This is a genomic window from Acidovorax sp. GW835-FHT14G06, from assembly GCF_058793595.1.
Map to the genome: position 1 here is coordinate 79225 of NZ_JBXAGA010000005.1, position 18450 is coordinate 97674.

Here is an 18450-nt window from a genome sequence, read left to right on the forward strand (position 1 = left end):
GGCCTGCTCAGCCCAGACGCTCCTGCAAAAAATCCAGAAAACACGCAATGCGCGCAGCCAGCTGGGTGTTGCGGTAGTACACCGCGCTGATGGGCTGGCGCACGTCCACTGTGTCCTTGGCCAGTAGCTGCACTAGGTCGCCGCGCGCACGGTCACCGGCGGTCATGAAATCGGACAGGCACACGATGCCCACCCCCTGCAGCGCAAGCTGGCGCAACGTTTCGCCGTTCGACGCGGTGAGGCTGGGCACGATGGGCCAGGCATCGCCATGCTCGCCCCGCAGCGGCCACTGGTTCAGCGACTCGGGCTGGTTGAAGCCCAGCAGCGAGTGCCGCGCCAGGTCCGCCACGCTCTTGGGCTTGCCCGTCTGCGCCAGGTAGTCGGGACTGGCCAGCAGCCGCAAGCGGCTGGTGCACAAGGGGCGCGCGTGCAGGGTCGAGTCCTGCAGTTGTCCGATGCGGATGGCCACGTCGGTGCGCCGCTCCAGCAGATCAATGTACGTCTCGTCCGTGTCCAGTTGCAGGGTGATCTGCGGATACGCCTTGCGAAACGCCGGCACCAGCGGCACCACGGCGTGCAGCATGAAGGGCGTGGCCGCATTCACCCGCAGGCGGCCCGCGGGCTGCTGGCGGCGCGCAGCCATGTGCTCCTCGGCGTCGTCGATGGAGGCCAGGATGGCGCGCGTGCGCTGCAAAAAGGCCTGCCCCTCCTCGGTCAGCTCAGTGCGGCGCGTCGTGCGGCGAAGCAGCGTGGTGTCCAGCTTTTTCTCCAGCCGCGCCAGTGCCCGGCTGATGCCAGAGACAGTCTGGCCCAGTGCGTCGGCTGCAGCCGTGATCGAACCGCCATCCACCACAGCCACAAAGGCCTGCAGTTCTTCCAGCGTGGTTTTCATGGGTGCTCCTGGCGCTTTGATTGTTGATTTTCAGTCAATTATCAATGGCACTTCATCCTCTTTTTCTGCAAGACCCAAACACCCACACTCCAGGGCCCGAAAGTTTGAAAACTGGAGTTTGCCCATGCCCATTGCCTTGCTCGCGCTGACGCTCAGCGCTTTTGCCATCGGCACGACCGAGTTCGTGATCGTTGGCCTGCTGCCCACCGTGACGGCAGACCTTTCCATCAGCATCCCCTCGGCGGGCCTGCTGGTCAGCCTGTATGCCCTGGGTGTCGCCGTCGGCGCCCCGGTACTCACCGCACTCACCGGCAAGCTGCCGCGCAAGGCACTGCTGCTGGCGCTGATGGCGCTGTTCACCGCCGGCAACCTGCTGGCCTGGCAGGCACCCAGCTACGAGACACTGGTGGCCGCGCGCATCCTCACCGGGCTGGCGCACGGCGTGTTCTTCTCAATCGGCTCGACCATCGCCACCGGCCTGGTGCCGCGCGAAAAGGCCGCGAGTGCGATTGCCATCATGTTCACCGGCCTTACGGTGGCCCTGGTCACGGGCGTGCCGCTGGGTACCTTCATCGGCCAGCACTTTGGCTGGCGCGAGACCTTCCTGGCCGTGTCAACCCTGAGCGCGGCAGCCTTCATCGGCAGCGCCCTCTTCGTGCCGCGCAATCTGGCGCATACCCCGCCCGCCTCGCTGCTGCAGCAGGCCAAGGTGCTGGCCAAGCCGCGCCTGCTGCTGGTGTATGCCAAGACGGCCATCGGCTACGGCGGCACGTTCATCCCGTTCACCTTTCTCGCGCCCATCCTCACCGACATCTCGGGTTTCAGCGCCAGCGCCGTGGGCTGGGTGATGCTGGTGTACGGCGTGTCGGTGGCCGTGGGCAACCTCTGGGGCGGCAAGCTGGCCGACCGGCTGGGCCCCATCCCGGCGTTGCGCATCATCTTTGCGCTGCTGGCGGCCGTGTTGCTGCTGCTGCAGTTCACCGCGCCCCACCCCTGGCTGGCTGTGGGCACCGTGCTGCTGTGGGGCGCCGTGGCGTTCGGCAATGTGCCGGGGCTGCAGGTGTATGTGGTCAAGCAGGCCGAACGCTTCACGCCGCAGGCGGTGGACGTGGCATCGGGCCTGAACATCGCAGCGTTCAACCTGGGCATCGCTGGCGCCGCGTGGGCCGGAGGCCTGATCGTCACGCACCTGGGCCTGCAGCACACGCCGTGGATCGGTGCGCTGGTGGTGCTGGTGTCGCTGGCCCTCACGCAGTGGAGCGGTGTGCTGGACCGGCGCAGCGGCATCCCCGTGCGTGCCGCTGGTGTGGTGCCTGTGGGGCACTGAGCCCACCTCAGCCCGCCATCACCCGCACGAAAGCCGGCACCACGCCCAGCAGGTCGTCGCGCCGCTGCACCGCATGCACATCGGCGCGCGGCGCTTTGGCGCCCAGGGGCTTGAACACCACGCGCGGCCCGAACAGCATGCCCAGGGACGAAGGCACCAGGGCCACGCCCAGCCCGGCCGCCACCAGGCTCAGCACGGCGGCCAGCTCCACCGTGGTCTGCGCCACCCGGGGCGCAAAGCCGGCCTGCACGCAGCACTGCACCATGTGCTCGGCATGGGCCGACGAGTCGCGGCGCAGCATCACGAAGGCCTCGCTGCGCAGGTCCTTCAAGGCCAGTGCCTTGCGCGCCGCCAGCGGGTGGCCGGGCGGCAAAGCCGCCACCACAGGGTCGGGCCACAGCAGGGTGCTGGCGAGCTGGTCGTCGTTGACGGCCGTGCGCGAGATGCCCACATCGATGCGTTTGTCGCGCAGGGCCGCCTGCTGCAGCGAAGGCTGCATCTCGTGCAGCACCACATCCACGCCCGGATGGCTTTGTCGGTAGCGCGCCAGCGCCGCCGGAAACGGCCCGAGGAAATGCGAGCCCGACAGCCCCACTTCAATGCGCCCGGCCTGCCCCTGGCCGATGGCCGCCACACGCTGGCGCGCCGTGTCCAGCCGCTCCAGCACAGCGCGTGCATCCACCAGATAGGCCTGGCCTGCCAGCGTCAGCTCCACGCGCCGGCTGGTGCGCACGAAGAGCTGGGCGCCCAGTTCTTGCTCCAGCTGGGCGATCTGCAGACTCAGCGGCGGCTGCGAGACATGCAGGCGCTGCGCGGCGCGTGTGAAGCTCAGCTCTTCCGCCAGGGCGACGAAGTAACGCAGATGGCGCAGTTCCATTGATACTTTTCAGGTCTTGATCAAGACCAACAATATATTGGACTGCGGATTCGCTTGTTTCCACAATACCCTGACTACAACATCTGGTGGAGACGAACATGACGATCAAGCACAGCCTGCTGGCTGCCACGCTGGCCCTCTCGGGCCTGGCCATGGCGCAAGACAACTACCCCAGCAAGGCCATCACGCTCACCGTGCCCAACCCGCCCGGCGGCGTGGTGGACACCTCGGCCCGCCTGCTCAACGAGCCGTTGGCGCGCGTGATCGGCCAGCCGGTGGTGATCGACAACAAGGCGGGCGGCAGCGGCAACGTGGCCTACGGCGCCGTGGCCCGCGCAAAACCCGATGGCTACAACCTGCTGATCTCGTACTCGGCCTACCACGTGGGCAACCCGGCCCTCACCCCCAACCTGCCCTGGGAGGCCAAGGACTTCGCCCCCGTCGCGCTGCTCACCGTGGCCACCAACGTGATTGCCGCTCACCCCTCGGTGCCAGCCAACAACCTCAAGGAATTCATCGCCTACCTCAAGGCCAACCCGGGCAAGGTGAACTACGCCTCGCAGGGCAACGGCTCACTGTCGCACATCGGCACCGAGATCTTCAAGCAGCAAAGCGGCACCTTCATGACCCACATCCCCTACCGTGGCTCGGGCCCAGCGGTGGCCGATGTTCTGGCAGGCCAGGTGCAGGTGTTCATCACCACGCCACCGTCGGTCATGCAGCATGTGGTCAGCGGCAAGCTCAAGGCCTTTGCCGTCACCGGCACCAAGCGCCACCCGGGCCTGCCCAACGTGCCCACCGTGGCCGAGGCCGGCATGCCCGACTTCAAGCTCGAAGCCTGGGTGGGCCTGTTCGCCCCGGCCGCCACGCCACCCGCCGTGGTGGCCAAGCTCACGGCCGATGTGAAGAAGGCGCTGGACATGCCCGAGACGCGCCAGCGCGCCGACGCGGCGGGCATCGAACTGCGCTACCTGCCGCCCGACGCCCTCGGTGAGCTGGTGAAGACCGAAACCGCCTACTGGGCCAAGACCATCAAGGCCGCCGGTATCAAGGCCGACTGACAGGCCCACAGACATCCCCTGCGCGATCCCATTTCCGGCGCTCCGCGCGCCGGGCGGGCAGCGCTTTGCCCATTGACTCCTGAAAGACCACCATGCAACGCACCTACCGCATCGGGCAGATCGTGCCCAGCTCCAACACCACCATGGAGACCGAGATCCCGGCCATGTTGCGCGCCCGCGAGCAGATCCTGCCCGAGCGCTTCAGCTTCCACGCCAGCCGCATGCGCATGCAAAAGGTCACCAAGGAAGAGCTGGCCGCGATGGACCGCGACTCCGACCGCTGCGCGCTGGAGCTGTCGGACGGCAAGATGGACGTGATGGGCTATGCCTGCCTCGTGGCCATCATGAGCATGGGCCTGGGCTACCACCGCGCATCCGAAAAGCGGCTGCATGAGGTCACCGTGGCCAATGGCAAGCCCGCGCCCGTGGTGTCCAGCGCAGGCGCGCTGGTCGAAGGGCTCAAGGCCATGGGCGCGAAGAAGGTGTCGGTGCTCACGCCCTATATGAAGCCGCTGACCCAACTGGTGGTGGACTACATCGAGCACGAGGGCATTGCCGTGCACGACAGCCTGTCGCTGGAAATTGCCGACAACCTGCAGGTGGGCGCGCAGGACCCCACCGCCCCGGCCCAGCTGGTGCAACGGCTGGACACGCGCGGCGTGGACGTGGTGGTGATCTCGGCCTGCGTCCAGATGCCCTCGCTGGCGTCCGTGCAGATGGCACAGGACCAGTTGGGCATTCCTGTCGTGTCCGCTGCAGCCTGCACCACCTGGGCGATGCTCAAGCGCCTGGGGCTGGAAACGCGGGTACCCAACGCAGGGGCCCTGCTCTCTGGCGCCTACTGACCTCCCGAGGGGCGCCAGGCCTCCCCGTCGACGAAAGCAGTTGGCCGGCAGGCTGCAGGGCAACGCCGGATAATGGCCCGATGCCCCGCTCCAGCCAACAACTCCATCCCCACCGAGAACCGGTAGCCACCCGCCCCGCTGCCACCGTGCTGCTGCTGCGCGATGTGCCTGACGGCGTCGGGCTCGAAGTCCTCATGACCCGGCGCTCGGCCACGGCCAGTTTTGCGCCTGGCGCGTATGTGTTCCCCGGCGGTGGCATTGATGCGCTGGACGCAGCACCCGCGACGCACGCCGCCGCCGACCGCCGCCCCACCCAAAGCGAGCAGCACCTAACCCAGGCGATTGCCGCCATCCGCGAGAGTTTTGAAGAGCTGGGCGTATTGCTGGCGCGCCATGCAGAAGGCCCCCGCCAAGGGCAGATGGCCGATGCGCAGGACATTGCCGCCATCGACCGCCACCAGCCGTTTGCCGCACAGTGCGCCGCACGCGGACTGCGCCTGGCGGCCGATGGGGTGTACCTGCTGGCCCACTGGACGGCCGACCGTGACCTGGCGCGCCGCTTTGAAGTGCCCTTTCTGGTGGCCCGCATGCCCGAGGGCCAGGAGCCCGTGGCGGACGAGGCGGAGCAGTTCGAGCCCGTGTGGGTGCGCCCTGCCGACGCGCTGGCGCGGCACGAGGCGGGGCAGTTTTTCATGATCTTCCCGACCATTCGCACGCTGCAGCGCCTGGCCCAATTTGCCAGCACCCAGGCGGTGCTGGACGCCGTGGCGCACGAGCAGCCCCTGTGGGTCAGCTGCCCGCGCGCGGGCCTGCTGGGAGGCAAGGAAGCGCGCTACATGGAAGACGAAATGCCGTTTGGCGAGCTGGCGCTGGTGTGCCCCGACGGCCAGATCGTGCACCCGCTGGACTGGCAAACCGAGCGCCCCGTGCCGCTGCTGCGCAATGTCATGCGCCTGACGGCCCCCAACCCCGGCGTGATGACCGGCCCCGGCACCAACAGCTACCTGGTGGGCGACCCGGCCACGGGCTTCATCGCCATCGATCCCGGCCCGGCCGATACCGAGCACCTGGACAAGCTCTGGCGCGCAGCGGGCGGCGACATTCGCATGATTGTGTGCACCCACTCGCACGCCGACCACTCGCCCGGCGCCGCACCGTTGCAGGCGATGTGTGAGCAGGCCGGCAAGGCACGCCCGCCCGTTCTGGGCCTGCCCTCCGCCCCCACGGCGCGTGCCGCCAGCCTGTTCACACCCGATCGATCGCTACAAAATAGTGAGCTACTCGTGCTGGAAGGACTAGCGCCTGAAGGCAAAATCACCCATACCCTGCAGGTCATCCACACCCCGGGCCATGCGGCCAACCATCTGTGCCTGCTGCTGGTGGAAGACGCGCTGCTGTTCAGCGGCGATCACATACTGAACGGCAGCACCACGGTGATCGACCCGCCGGACGGCAACATGGCCGACTACCTGGATTCGCTGGACCGGCTCGATGCGATCTGCGCCGAGCATGGCGTGGACTTCATCCTGCCCGCCCACGGCTACGTGCTGGGAGGCCCGTTCTACGCGGCCCGCAGCGCCATCGCCAGGCTCAAGGCCCACCGCCTGGCACGCGAGGCCAAGGTGCTGGCTGCCATGCAGGCCCTGCCGCAGGGCAGCATGGAAGACTGGGTGCGCCACGCGTACGAAGACGTGCCGCCGCGCATGTGGCCCGTGGCCCAGCGCTCGCTGCTGGCGCACGTGGAGCGCATCCGCTCTCTGCAGCCCGGCAATGACTGAACCACAAGAACACCAAGATCGCTTTGATTCAATGACCGACAAGAACCCTGACCCCACCCACATCCGCCTGGCCAAACGCGTGGCCGAACAGCTGAGTTGCTCGCGCAGCACGGCCGAGCAATTCATCGAGGGCGGCTTTGTGAGCGTGGACGGCCAGATCGAGGAAGCCCCCGGGGCGCGCGTGCGCCCCGATCAGGCAGTGACGGTCGCACCCGATGCCAGCCTGCTGGAGCTGACCCCAGTGACCTTGCTGCTGCACAAGCCAGCGGGGTTTGAAGCGGGTCTGGGCCTGCCGGCCGGGCAGGCGGCCCACGCCAGCCGCAGTCAGGGTGCGCAACAGGCGCTCACGCTGCTCAGCGCCGCGTCCCACCTGCCGGAAGACGCCTCGGGCATCCGCGTGCTGCAGCGCCACTTCAAGCAGCTCGAATGCTTCACCCCGCTGCCCACCGAGGCCAGCGGCCTCGTGGTGTACACGCAAGACAAGCGCATCGCACGCAAGTTGGCCGAAGACATCGAGTCGCTGGAGCAGGAGTGCATCGTCGAGGTCAAGGGCGACATCGCGCCCAATGGCCTGCAGCGCCTGTGCCATGGCCTCACGTTCAATGGCCGCCCCCTGCCCCCCATCAAGGTGAGCTGGCAGAACGAAACCAAGCTGCGCTTTGCGCTCAAGGGCATCCGCCCCGGCCAGATCCCGGCCATGTGCGAAGCGGTGGGCCTGACGGTGGTGGGCATGAAGCGCATCCGCATCGGCCGCGTGCCGCTGGCCAAGGTGCCCGAGGGGCAGTGGCGCTACCTGCAGCCGTGGGAGAAGTTCTGAGGCTCCTTCCACCGCGCAGCGCCCCATACGCCCGTTCAGGGCAGGCGGGGCACATATGCTCCTGAAAACATAGCTGTCAGCGCTTTGAAAACAAGCGCTTCAAGCCTTTTTCATTTGAATTCCTTCGATCCACACCGCTGCTACACTGCGCAGCACTCTGGAGGGAGTTCATGAACACAAACCAATCGTCTGGCGGCGCTGCGGGGCCGATGTCCACCTTCATGCCAATGAACATCGATGCCCACCCGCTCGAGTTCACGGGCAGCGGGGGCGAGTATTTCCGGGTCTGGATCGTCAACGTGCTGCTGTCCATCGTCACGCTGGGCATCTACACCCCCTGGGCGCGCCGCCGCACCGCCCAGTATTTCTACAGCCACACGCTGGTGGCCGGCAGCCCCCTCGAATTCACCGCGCAGCAGCGCAAGATGGTGATGGGCTTTGTGCTGCTGATGCTTCTGACCATTGCCTACAACCTGGCTGCCAACACCGGGCAGGACACGGCGGTGGGCCTGTTCCTGCTGGCGGGCGCGGCGCTGGCGCCCTTCATCTGGGCCAGCGCCATGCGGTTTCGCCTGGGGGCCACCCGGTGGCGCGGGCTGCGACTGCAGTTCACTGCCAGCTGGAAAGAGGTCTACATCGCCAGCTGGCCTGTGTTTGCGCTGGCGCTGGTGTGGTTTGGCGTGTTCTATGGTCTGCAGCTGCTGTCGCCCGACCTGGCCCAGGCGCTGGAGGCCATCGAAGAAGAGGGCAAGAAACAACCCATGCCCCGCTTCACGCCCGCCATGGGCGGCCTGGTACTGCTGGGCCTGGTGCTGTCGGTGCTGTGCGTGATCCGCATGGAGTACAACTTCAAGAGCCTCTTGGTGCTCAAGGCCCAGGTGGGCGCCGAAAAAGGCCGCTGGAAGCCGGTCTACATGGACTTCGTCAAGGTGTGGCTGGCCACCGTGGCCGTATTCATCCTGTGCGTGGTGGGGTTCTCGGCGCTGATCGGCATCCTGGCGGGCAGCTCCATCGCCCTGGTAGCCAGCCAGAGCGACCGCCTGGGTCTGTGGATGTTTGTGGTGATCATCGTGTCCGTCATCGCGGGCATCTTCATGCTGATCCTGGCGTCGGCCCCCGCCCGCGCATACCGCGAGGCGCGCATGTTCCAGCTGATGTGGAACAACATCGGCGTGAGCCACGTGGCACGCTTCAAGTGCCACCTGCCCAGCAGCCGCTACGTGTGGCTGCGCATCAAGAACATGCTGCTCACCCTGCTGACGCTGGGGCTGTACCGCCCGTTTGCGCGGGTCAGCGAATACCGCATGAAAGTCGAGTCCGTCACCCTGCACGTCAAAGGCGGCGTGGAACAGGTGGCGGGCGCCATGGTGCGCCAGCAGCAGGGCGGCCTGGGCGATGCGCTGGCAGATGCTGCCGGTCTGGACCTTATCGGTTGACCATGCCCGCACCCGATCACCCCGCCCTGGTCCCCGGGCGCTGGTTTGACGGCCAGAGCAGCAAGGCCCGGCCCGTGGTAGTGGGCCTGCGGCCCACACCGGAGGGTCCGTCGATGGTGCTGCACCCGCTCTCACAGCCAGGAGCCGAGCCGGTCGTGTTTGCCTGGCGGGATGTAGGCTGGCCCGAGGCCTGGAACGAGCGCAAGCCGCAGCCCCGTGTGGTTGTCGATCTGCGCGACCATGGCAGCGTAGAGATCGACGCCGTGACCGAGTGGCGCGCCGCACTGGCTGCTGCAGGCGAGCGCCCGGGCATCGCACAACGCATGCAGACCCACTGGCCCGTGCTGCTGGGCGTGACGGCCGCCGCCGTCATCGGCCTTACGCTGTTCTACCGCTACGGTACGCCTTGGGCGGCCACGCAGCTCACGCGGTTTGTGCCCATCAGCTGGGAAACCAGCGTGGCCGAGAACGTGCTCCAGCAGATGGACAACGGCACCTTGAAGCCCAGCAAGCTGCCCAAGGAGCGGCAAGACCAGCTCAAGGCGCGTTTTGATGCCCTGGTGCAGCAAACGCCCCCTGGCCTGCAGCGTTACTCCGGCTACCGTCCCCCCTTGTCGCTGGAGTTCCGGTCCGGCATGGGTGCCAACGCCTTTGCACTGCCCGGCGGCAAGATCGTGATGACCGACGGCATCGTGAAGGCAGCGGCCGACAAGGGCCTGGACGACAACGCATTGGTGGGCGTGCTGGCCCACGAGGTTGGCCACGTGGTGCAGCGCCACACCACACGCATGGTGGTTCAGCAGGGGGTGCTCAACATGGGGCTGGGGCTGGCGCTGGGCGATGTGTCTGGCATCGTCTCTACGGGTGCATCCTTGCTGACCGGCCTGGCCTACAGCCGCAGCCACGAGCGCGAGGCTGACTGCTATGCCATCGCCGTCATGCGCCACGCCGCACTGCCCACAGCGCCCATGGGCCAGTTGCTGCTGGCGATTGCGCGCGATGAGGACAACGAAGACACCCAGAAAAAAGACCAGGGCAAGGGCCCGACCGCCGCGGCATCGGCGCCCTCCTCCGAGGCCAGCACACCCGAGGCAGCACGCCAGCGCAAGGTGGCTCAGGAGATCGGCTCGCACCCTGTCTGGTCGCTGCTGAGCAGCCACCCCGACACGGTGGAGCGTGCGACAGAGCTGGAGCGGGGGCAAGCACCCCATTGCGCAAAAAACTGAACACAGCCGCGCCACAGGGGCGGCGTGCTCACAACACGACCCTTGGCGATTCGGGGTGGAAATAAAGTGTGAAGCGCGCCGATAAGCCGGATTCTGTGCACCACGGTTGCCCGCAGTGTGACCGCCATTAATCTGGGCCGGGTGTCGCCACCACGGCTCGGTGCTACCTACCCGCCAGCTCTGCGGAACCACATCAACGCTGGCCTACTTGGTATTGCTGCGCGTAGAGATTGCCCGTTTCACCCCCGGTGGTTTGCCTTGCGGCACTCCCCCGGGACTCGTCTCTGTTGCTCTGATCCTCACCTCACGGTGGGCAGCCGTTAGCTGCTACGCTGTCCTGTGCAGTCCGGACGTTCCTCCAGTGCCTGGTTTCCCAGATTGCACCAGCGGCGGTCTGGCGCGCTTCACAGGGGGGATTATCGCCCAGCGACAGCGACGCGGTCCCAGTCCAGCCCAAACCGCGCCAGGTACTTGCGCAACCGGTCTGCGTCATTAACCACCGTGCGCTGCGTGCGCGAGGCCTGGAACAGCTGGCGCCCCGCGTCCGACAAGGTGCGCGCCTGGCGGCACACCTGCAGCACGGCCGCCAATTGCAGCTGATCGAACAGATCCATGGCTTCCACCGCTTCGTCGCCCAGCAAAGCCGCAAGATCGTCGCGGCTCAGCGCACCGGGTGTGGATGCCAAACCGTTGCGGGCGTCGCTGGCAGGCTGCCACAGCCAGCGCAGGCGTGCGATCTCAGCCTCGACCAGAGGCAAACCGATACGGCCGCTGTCGGCCAGCGTGGCGAGGCGCGTTACGCTGGCGGAAAGGTCACGAAAGTTGCCGGTCCACAGCGCTTGCGGCGACTGGGCGTATCGCAGGTAGGCCACACGCGCCTCGTTGGAAAAGCGCACGTTGCGCCCCAGCTCGGCGCCTGCGCGGGCCAGCTGGTGGTCCACGTTGGGTTCGATGTCTTCGGGCCGCTGCGCCAGGCCGGGCAGCACATAGCTCCAGAGGTTGATGCGCGCAAACAGGTCTTCGCGAAAGCGCCCAGCCGCCACCTCGGTGCGCAGGTCGCGGTTGGTGCCAGCAATCAGCTCGAAGTCGCTGACCACCTCGCGGTCGCTGCCCATGGGGTAGAAGCGCTTTTCTTCCACCGCCTTGAGCAGCATGGCCTGCTCGTCCGGGCCCAGTTCACCGATCTCGTCGAGGAACAGCACGCCCTTGTGCGCCGTGCGCAGCAGGCCCGCACGGTCGGCCGCAGCGCCGGTGAACGCACCTTTCTTGTGGCCGAACAGCGTGGACGCCGCACCGTCGCCATGCAGCGTGGCGCAGTTCACTTCCACGAACTCGCCCTCCACCTGGTGGCGCGATTTTTTCAGCTCGAACATGCGCCTAGCCAAATGCGATTTGCCTGCGCCCGTAGGCCCGGTGAACAGGATGGGCGCACGCGAGCGCACCGCCACCCGCTCCACCTCGTCGATCAGCGCGTTGAAGCGCGCGTTGCGCGTGGCAATGCCGCTCTTGAGGAAGTCCACCGCATCGCGCTGCTCGGCGCCAAAGCGCTGCGCGATCACGTCGTAGCGCGACAGGTCCAGGTCGATCAGCGTGTAGCTACCCGGGTCGCCCGCCCGCTGGCGCTTGGGCGGCGAGGTCTGCGCCAGCACACCCGGAATGCGGCGCGACTCCACCAGCAAGAACAGGCAAATCTGCGCCACATGCGTGCCGGTGGTGATGTGGGTCCAGTATTCCTCGCGCTCGGTGTCAAAGCGGTAGGTCTGGGTCCAGTCAAACAGCTTGGCATACACCTCGCCAAAGTCCCAGGGGTCGGCAATGGGCAGGAGCACCAGGTTCACCATGGTCTCGGGGGACGCGATCACCATATCCGCGCGCACCTGTTGGGCCAAGTCCTGGTGGGGCGGCGTGTAGAGCAGCTCCAGCCGCTCGATCACCACGTCCTCATGCTGCACCAGCGATACGGTGGGGCGCCACTTCTCCCACCGTCCTGCGCCTCGGCCGGAGTCGAGCTGGGTGCCGAGGAAACCGATCACAACCTTGTTTTTGCGCATGCATTCCATCTATTTAACTAGCCTTCATTCTAGTTAGTTTCAACACCAAAGCAGAGCCTCATTCAATGCCTCAGAGAATTTTTCTATACAAATCAACGACTTGAAAAATTTCTAGCCGCAAACCACGAGCTGGCACGCATCTGGCAATAGATAAGGCGTCCAGCGCAAGCGGTGACCGCTCACAGGCCGGGGTTAGGACCAACGTCCGCCCCGCCGGTGCAGGAAATCCGGGCTTTAAAAGCCTTGTCGATTCCCCGCATGCCGCACACCGCAAACGCTGGGTAACGGCAAGGTCGTGGTGACGCCTCGCAAGAGGACGTGCCGGGTTCGACTCCCGGCTTGCCACCACTGGTAGCTCAGTCTGGTAGAGCCCCCCGAAAGGGGTTGTCGCAGGTTCGATTCCTGCCCATGGCCGCAAGACCAGCACTTGGAAGTAACGGTCGAAAGACCACCCGCCGAACGCGGGGAGTCGCCCCAGGGTTGTGTTGTCAGAACGCACTCAGAAGGCAAGGCCCCGTCAGCCGGTGACGGTTTGTGCCAGCACCCGGCACAGCCTGCGCCCGCAGCCAGCCACGCTGCCGCTCTGCTTGCAGGGCAGCAACCACGGCGCACTGCAGTGCCCTAGCTGTGCCCGCTGGCACCCTGCCATCGCTGTAACGGCACCCTGATTGCCATGACGACAACGACAAAGCAACGACAACGAAAGAACGAGGAGAAGAAAAATGATGAAGTTGATCCAACGCACCACCGTCAAGAAGAATGAACGCGCCCTGCTGCTGCGCAACGGCAGCTTTGACCGCGTGCTGCAAAGCGGCACCTACTGGCTGTTTGCGGGCTTGGACCAGCTGCGCGTGGAGACCTTCGCCCTCGAACAACCTGCGTTCACCCACGGCCTGGCCGACTACCTGATGGCACAGGAACCTGCCGTGGTGGCCGCTGAATTCGTGCAGGTGAACCTGTCGGAGCAGCAAGTGGGCCTGCGCAGCGAAAACGGCGTGCTGGTCGAGATCCTGCCGCCCGGCACCCGCCGCCTTTATTGGAAAGGCTTGGTGGAGGTGAGCGTGCAAGTGGTGGACCTGCAAGCGGGCGCCGAGTTACCTGCCGCACTGGTGGCGCGATTGACGCAGACCCAGCTGCGCCAGCGCAGCGTGACCGGATTGGCCGGTGTGCTGCAGGTGCAGGTGCCCGAGGGCCAGTGCGCGCTGTTGACGGTGGACGGCAAGGTCGAGCGCCTGCTCACGGCTGGCACCTACGCCTTCTGGAAGTACGGCCGCACCGTGGCCGTGGAGATGGTGGATTTGCGCCTGCAAGCCGTGGAAGTATCGGGCCAGGACATCATGACCCGCGACAAGGTAAGCCTGCGCCTGAACCTGTGCGCCACCTACCGCTACACCGATGTGCTGCGCGCTTTTGCCCAATTGCAAAAGCCTGCCGACCACCTGTACCGCGAGCTGCAGTTTGCGCTGCGCGCCGCCGTGGGCACCCGCACGCTCGATGAGCTGCTGGAGAACAAGACGGTGATCGACGACGTGGTAACCGCACACATGGTCACCAAGCTCATGCCTTTTGGCATGTTGGTGGAAAGCGTGGGCGTGAAGGACATCGTGCTGCCCGGCGAGATGAAAACCATCCTGACCCAGGTGGTGCAGGCCCAGAAGCAGGCCGAGGCCAACGTGATCCGCCGCCGCGAGGAAACCGCCGCCACGCGCTCGCTGCTCAACACGGCGAAAGTGATGGAGGACAACCCTGTCGCCCTGCGCATGAAGGAGCTGGAGACGCTGGAGCGCGTGGCTGAACGCATCGACAAGATCTCCGTCTTTGGCGGTCTGGACCAGGTGTTGAATGGATTGGTGAAGATGCGCTGAAGTGAGCAAAGCGCGACGAGGAATGCGATGAAGAACAAAAAACTGACGCCCCGCGAAAAGCGCCAGCGGCGGGACAACGCTGCGGTCACCTGCGAATCCATTGGCCTCGACCCAGTGGTCTACAACGCGGCCCTGCGTTACCTGTTCGATCGCCCCGTACCCGACAAGAGCGGTCAGGAGTGGTACTGGGACATCGAAGAGCCCGCGTTCGAAGCCACGCCGCTGCAATGGACGCACATCCAGACCGTGTTGTTCGCCAACGTAGGAACCGACCTGGCGCCCTACAGCGACGATCAGGTCGGCATGGGGCTGAACCACGTGATGAGCAACAACGCGGGTGACATCCCGCACATGGTAAACGACCCGTCCGTGCCGCTGGCCGACGCGATGCGCATGATGCGGGCCTTGTCCACCCTGTGGCGCGATTGCCTGGGGCCGCGCCTGAGCACCGAGCAGAGCGCGATTGGCAGCCGAAGCGACCGCCTCTACTTCGTGAGCTACATGTGGTTTGACGTATGGCCTACGTTCTGGAACGCCAAGGACATTCCTGAATGGCGCGACGCCATGTGGCATGTGTTCTGCGAGATGCTGGCAATGCCGTGGCGCGAAGCGCAGGTGTCGGCACTGCACGGGATCGGGCACGAAGGGTCACGCCTGAACAGACCCAAGGAATTGAAGGCGCACATGGATGCCTTCATACGCAACGTGAAGAACGACGACGAACTCAAGAACTACGCGCAGGCTGCGGCACGCGGAATGGTTCAATGAACGACAAAGAAGAAAGAAAGTATGAGCAACTATGAACAACTCGAAGTCCCCAACGGCGTCGCCGTGAAAATGTGGACGAACGGCGTGCCCGTGGAAGAAGAAGCCCGTAACCAACTGCGCAACATCGCGCGCCTGCCCATCGTGTTCAAACACGTGGCGGTGATGCCCGACGTGCACCTGGGGATCGGCGCCACCATCGGCTCCGTCGTGCCCACCCTCAAGGCCATCATCCCCGCCGCAGTGGGTGTGGACCTGGGGTGCGGAATGATGGCGTGCAAGACCACGCTCACGGCCAGCGACCTACCCGACAACCTGTCTGGCGTGCGCGCCGCCATCGAACGCGCGGTGCCTGTGGGTATGACGCCCAAACGCATGGGCCGCGACAAAGGCAGCTGGGACACCCCGCCCGCCGAGACCGACCGCGCCTGGGCCGGTCTGGTGGATGAGTTCGAGGAAATTTGCGAGGCGCACCCGCGCATCAAGAACACCAACAACTACAAGCACCTGGGGACGCTGGGAACGGGTAACCACTTCATCGAGATCTGCCTGGACGAACACCAGTCCGTGTGGGTGATGCTGCACTCGGGCTCGCGTGGGGTAGGTAACGCCATCGGCACCCACTTCATCGAGCTGGCCAAGAAGGACGCCGAGATGAACCAACGCAACCTGCCGGACAAGGACCTGGCGTACTTCGAGGAAGGCGCACAGTACTTTGGCGACTACGTGAAGGCCGTGGGGTGGGCGCAAAAATTCGCCGCCGCCAACCGCGAGGTGATGATGGGCCGCGTGATTGCCGCGCTGCGAAAAGTCATCACCAAGCCGTTCGAGACCCACGTGGAAGCGGTGAACTGTCACCACAACTACGTGCAGCGCGAGACGCACTTCGGGCAAGAGGTCTTCGTGACACGCAAGGGCGCGGTGAGTGCCGAGCAAGGCAAGCTGGGGATCATCCCGGGGAGCATGGGGGCCAAGAGTTTCATCGTGCGCGGAAAAGGCAACCCCGAGAGCTTCAACAGCTGCAGCCACGGCGCAGGCCGCACCATGAGCCGCACCAAGGCCAAGAAGATGTACACCGTCGAAGACCAGATCAAGGCGACCGAGGGCGTGGAATGCCGCAAGGACGCCGACGTGATCGACGAGATTCCGATGGCGTACAAGGACATCGATGCGGTGATGGCGGCGCAGCAGGACCTGGTGGAGGTTGTCTACACGCTGAAGCAAGTGGTTTGCGTAAAGGGATGAATGTGGAGCAACTGGACTTAGACGGCTCCACCGGAGAAGGAGGTGGCCAGATCCTGCGCACCGGCCTGGCCCTCTCCATGGTCACCGGCCGGCCGCTGCACATCACGCGCATCCGCGCAGGTCGGCCCAAGCCGGGGCTGATGCGGCAGCACTTGGCCTGCGTGCAGGCGGCCGTGGCCGTATGCAACGGTCAGGCCGAGGGAGCGGAGCTGAACTCGCAAACGCTGCTTTTCACGCCCGGTGCGGTTTGCTCGGGCGACTACCGTTTTCACATCGCCACCGCAGGCAGCTGCCTGCTGGTACTGCAGACGGTGCTGCCCGCCCTGATGTTGGCCGATGGGCCGAGCAAGGTCGAGCTGGCGGGCGGCACGCACAACCCCATGGCACCGCCGTCTGACTTTCTGGAGCGGGCGTTTGCGCCCCTGGTGCGGCGGCTGGGCGTGGGGCTGGAGCTGCAACTGCAGCGGCGCGGCTTTTACCCCGCCGGGGGTGGCGAGCTGGTGGCGCACATCAGGCCCGCAACCGCCTCCACGCAGTCACTGGCGCCGGTGGATGTGCTGGAGCGAGGCACATTGCAAAACGGCTGGGCGGAGGCACTGGCACCAGGCCTGGCGCGCCACATTGCCACGCGGGAGCTGGAGACGCTGGGCCAGCGCATGGGCTGGACTTATGAAGCCAGCCAGCTACGCCATCCACCCACGCGCCAGAACGAGGGTCCGGGCAATGCGCTGATCGCCACGCTGGAGTACGAGCACATCACCGAAGTGTTCTGCCAACTGGGCGAGCGCAGTCTGTCGGCCGAGCAGGTGGCCAGGCGGCTGGTGGACGAGGTGCGCGCCTACCAGCGCAGCGCAGGCGCGTTGGGCCCGCACCTGGCCGACCAGTGGATGCTGCCCCTGGCCCTGGCGGTGTGGCGCAGCGGGCAGGCCGCGCGCTACACCTGCACCAAGGTAACGCAGCACACGGCCACCAATGCGCAGACCATTGCGCTGGGTTTGCCTGTTCGGGTACAGATCACATCCGCAGAGGGTGCGATGCGGGTAGAGATATCGCCCGCGCCCTGAAAGGACTGCAGCGGCATGGCCCCGTACCCTGGGTATATCCATATGGCCAAGGCCGTAGAACAACTGGTTCAGAATGCGCACCAAACCCCTTCCCCTTTGACCCATCCGACACTTCACAGGAGACGCCATGAAAGTTGACAACATTCTGCAGACCATTGGCAACACGCCCCACGTGCGCATCAACCGCCTGTTCGGCCCTGGCGCGAACGTGTGGGTGAAGTCGGAGCGCAGCAACCCCGGCGGCTCCATCAAGGACCGCATTGCGCTGGCCATGGTGGAGGACGCTGAAAAGTCCGGTGCACTCAAGCCCGGCGGCACCATCATCGAGCCCACCTCGGGCAACACCGGCATTGGCCTGGCGCTGGTGGCGGCCGTCAAGGGCTACAAGCTCGTACTCGTGATGCCCGACAGCATGAGCATCGAACGCCGCCGCCTGATGCTGGCCTATGGCGCGCAGTTTGACCTGACGCCGCGTGAAAAGGGCATGAAGGGCGCGATTGCCCGCGCCCAGGAGCTGCAGGCGCAGACGCCCGGATCGTGGATTCCGCAGCAGTTTGAAAACCCCGCCAACATCGACATCCATGTGCGCACCACCGCACAAGAAATCCTGGCCGACTTCCCTGACGGGCTGGACGCCATCATCACCGGTGTGGGCACCGGGGGGCACCTCACGGGCACGGCGCGCGTGCTCAAAGCAAAATTCCCGCAGCTCAAGGTGTTTGCCGTGGAGCCCACGGCATCGCCTGTGATCTCGGGCGGCGCACCGTCGCCCCACCCCATCCAGGGCATCGGTGCGGGCTTCATCCCCAAGAACCTAGACACCAGCGTGCTCGACGGCGTGATCCAGGTCGATGCCGAACCGGCCCGTGAATACGCACGCCGCTCTGCGCGCGAAGAGGGCTTGCTGGTGGGTATCTCGTCGGGCGCCACGCTGGCCGCCATTGCGCAAAAGCTGCCAGAGCTGCCCGCAGGCGCCAAAGTGCTGGGCTTCAACTACGACACGGGCGAGCGTTACCTGTCGGTGGAAGGCTTTCTGCCGGCCTGATGGCCACGGCCACACGCACCACGCAAGTTCCAGGGGCCCTTCGGGGCCCCTTTTTTTGGCCCACGCAGCACAAAGCCACGGCCAGCCGTCCTACAGCGGCAACGCTTACGGGCCAGAACAATCGGGATTCGCCCCGGCCCACCTTTGCAGTGACTT

Annotated in this window: 15 protein-coding genes and 1 other RNA gene; 12 read left to right on the plus strand and 4 right to left on the minus strand. The window is 65.8% G+C overall.

Annotated elements, in window-relative coordinates:
* Positions 1 to 7 precede the first annotated feature (7 nt).
* The gene (locus AC1Q64_RS09785) at positions 8 to 892 is read right to left on the minus strand and encodes a LysR substrate-binding domain-containing protein (RefSeq protein WP_492251183.1); all 885 of its coding nucleotides are present in this window, start codon (positions 890 to 892) and stop codon (positions 8 to 10) included.
* A gap of 124 nt (positions 893 to 1016) precedes the next feature.
* Here AC1Q64_RS09785 and AC1Q64_RS09790 point away from each other — a divergent pair, with 124 nt between their 5' ends.
* A complete protein-coding gene (locus AC1Q64_RS09790) occupies positions 1017 to 2219 on the plus strand; it encodes an MFS transporter (protein ID WP_492251184.1) in 1203 nt (400 codons plus the stop codon).
* Positions 2220 to 2226: 7 nt separating this feature from the next.
* Here the strand turns inward: AC1Q64_RS09790 and AC1Q64_RS09795 are convergent, their stop codons facing one another.
* Positions 2227 to 3096, minus strand: a complete 870-nt coding sequence (locus tag AC1Q64_RS09795) for a LysR substrate-binding domain-containing protein (RefSeq protein ID WP_056059282.1) — start codon at positions 3094 to 3096, stop codon at positions 2227 to 2229.
* A 98-nt stretch (positions 3097 to 3194) separates the two neighbouring features.
* On the opposite strand from AC1Q64_RS09795, the gene AC1Q64_RS09800 reads away from it, so the two are divergent.
* The 6 genes from AC1Q64_RS09800 (at position 3195) to AC1Q64_RS09825 (ending at position 10259) form a co-directional block, all read left to right on the plus strand.
* Complete coding sequence (locus tag AC1Q64_RS09800; RefSeq protein WP_291437217.1) at positions 3195 to 4157, plus strand: Bug family tripartite tricarboxylate transporter substrate binding protein; 963 nt, start codon at positions 3195 to 3197, stop codon at positions 4155 to 4157.
* A 92-nt stretch (positions 4158 to 4249) separates the two neighbouring features.
* On the plus strand, positions 4250 to 5002 hold the full coding sequence (locus AC1Q64_RS09805; RefSeq protein ID WP_492251185.1) for a maleate cis-trans isomerase family protein: 753 nt from the start codon (positions 4250 to 4252) through the stop codon (positions 5000 to 5002).
* 80 nt (positions 5003 to 5082) lie between these two features.
* The gene (locus tag AC1Q64_RS09810) at positions 5083 to 6780 is read left to right on the plus strand and encodes an MBL fold metallo-hydrolase (protein ID WP_492251186.1); all 1698 of its coding nucleotides are present in this window, start codon (positions 5083 to 5085) and stop codon (positions 6778 to 6780) included.
* Between the two features lie 31 nt (positions 6781 to 6811).
* A complete protein-coding gene (locus AC1Q64_RS09815) occupies positions 6812 to 7597 on the plus strand; it encodes an rRNA pseudouridine synthase (protein WP_492251187.1) in 786 nt (261 codons plus the stop codon).
* 170 nt (positions 7598 to 7767) lie between these two features.
* A complete protein-coding gene (locus AC1Q64_RS09820) occupies positions 7768 to 9033 on the plus strand; it encodes a YjgN family protein (protein ID WP_492251188.1) in 1266 nt (421 codons plus the stop codon).
* Between the two features lie 2 nt (positions 9034 to 9035).
* Complete coding sequence (locus AC1Q64_RS09825) at positions 9036 to 10259, plus strand: M48 family metallopeptidase (RefSeq protein ID WP_492251189.1); 1224 nt, start codon at positions 9036 to 9038, stop codon at positions 10257 to 10259.
* A gap of 66 nt (positions 10260 to 10325) precedes the next feature.
* Here AC1Q64_RS09825 and rnpB read toward each other — a convergent pair.
* An RNA gene (gene rnpB / locus AC1Q64_RS09830) (RNase P RNA component class A) lies at positions 10326 to 10665 on the minus strand.
* Between the two features lie 10 nt (positions 10666 to 10675).
* Positions 10676 to 12310 carry an RNA repair transcriptional activator RtcR gene (gene rtcR, locus AC1Q64_RS09835; RefSeq protein ID WP_492251190.1) on the minus strand — a complete coding sequence of 545 codons (1635 nt, stop codon included), beginning with the start codon at positions 12308 to 12310 and terminating at the stop codon, positions 10676 to 10678.
* A gap of 725 nt (positions 12311 to 13035) precedes the next feature.
* Between rtcR and AC1Q64_RS09840 the strand changes: the two genes are divergently transcribed.
* From AC1Q64_RS09840 to cysK, 5 genes are all read left to right on the plus strand, one after another.
* Positions 13036 to 14175 carry a slipin family protein gene (locus AC1Q64_RS09840; RefSeq protein WP_492251417.1) on the plus strand — a complete coding sequence of 380 codons (1140 nt, stop codon included), beginning with the start codon at positions 13036 to 13038 and terminating at the stop codon, positions 14173 to 14175.
* Between the two features lie 27 nt (positions 14176 to 14202).
* Positions 14203 to 14943, plus strand: coding sequence for a hypothetical protein (locus AC1Q64_RS09845; protein WP_492251191.1), 741 nt, complete (start codon positions 14203 to 14205; stop codon positions 14941 to 14943).
* Positions 14944 to 14964: 21 nt separating this feature from the next.
* Positions 14965 to 16185, plus strand: coding sequence for an RtcB family protein (locus tag AC1Q64_RS09850; RefSeq protein WP_492251192.1), 1221 nt, complete (start codon positions 14965 to 14967; stop codon positions 16183 to 16185).
* Entirely contained in the window at positions 16182 to 17249 is a 1068-nt protein-coding gene (gene rtcA / locus AC1Q64_RS09855; RefSeq protein WP_492251193.1) for an RNA 3'-terminal phosphate cyclase, read from the plus strand. The genes AC1Q64_RS09850 and rtcA overlap by 4 nt, the downstream gene beginning before the upstream one ends.
* Positions 17250 to 17376: 127 nt before the next feature.
* The gene (cysK, locus tag AC1Q64_RS09860) at positions 17377 to 18294 is read left to right on the plus strand and encodes a cysteine synthase A (RefSeq protein ID WP_492251194.1); all 918 of its coding nucleotides are present in this window, start codon (positions 17377 to 17379) and stop codon (positions 18292 to 18294) included.
* The last annotated feature ends 156 nt before the right edge of the window (positions 18295 to 18450 follow it).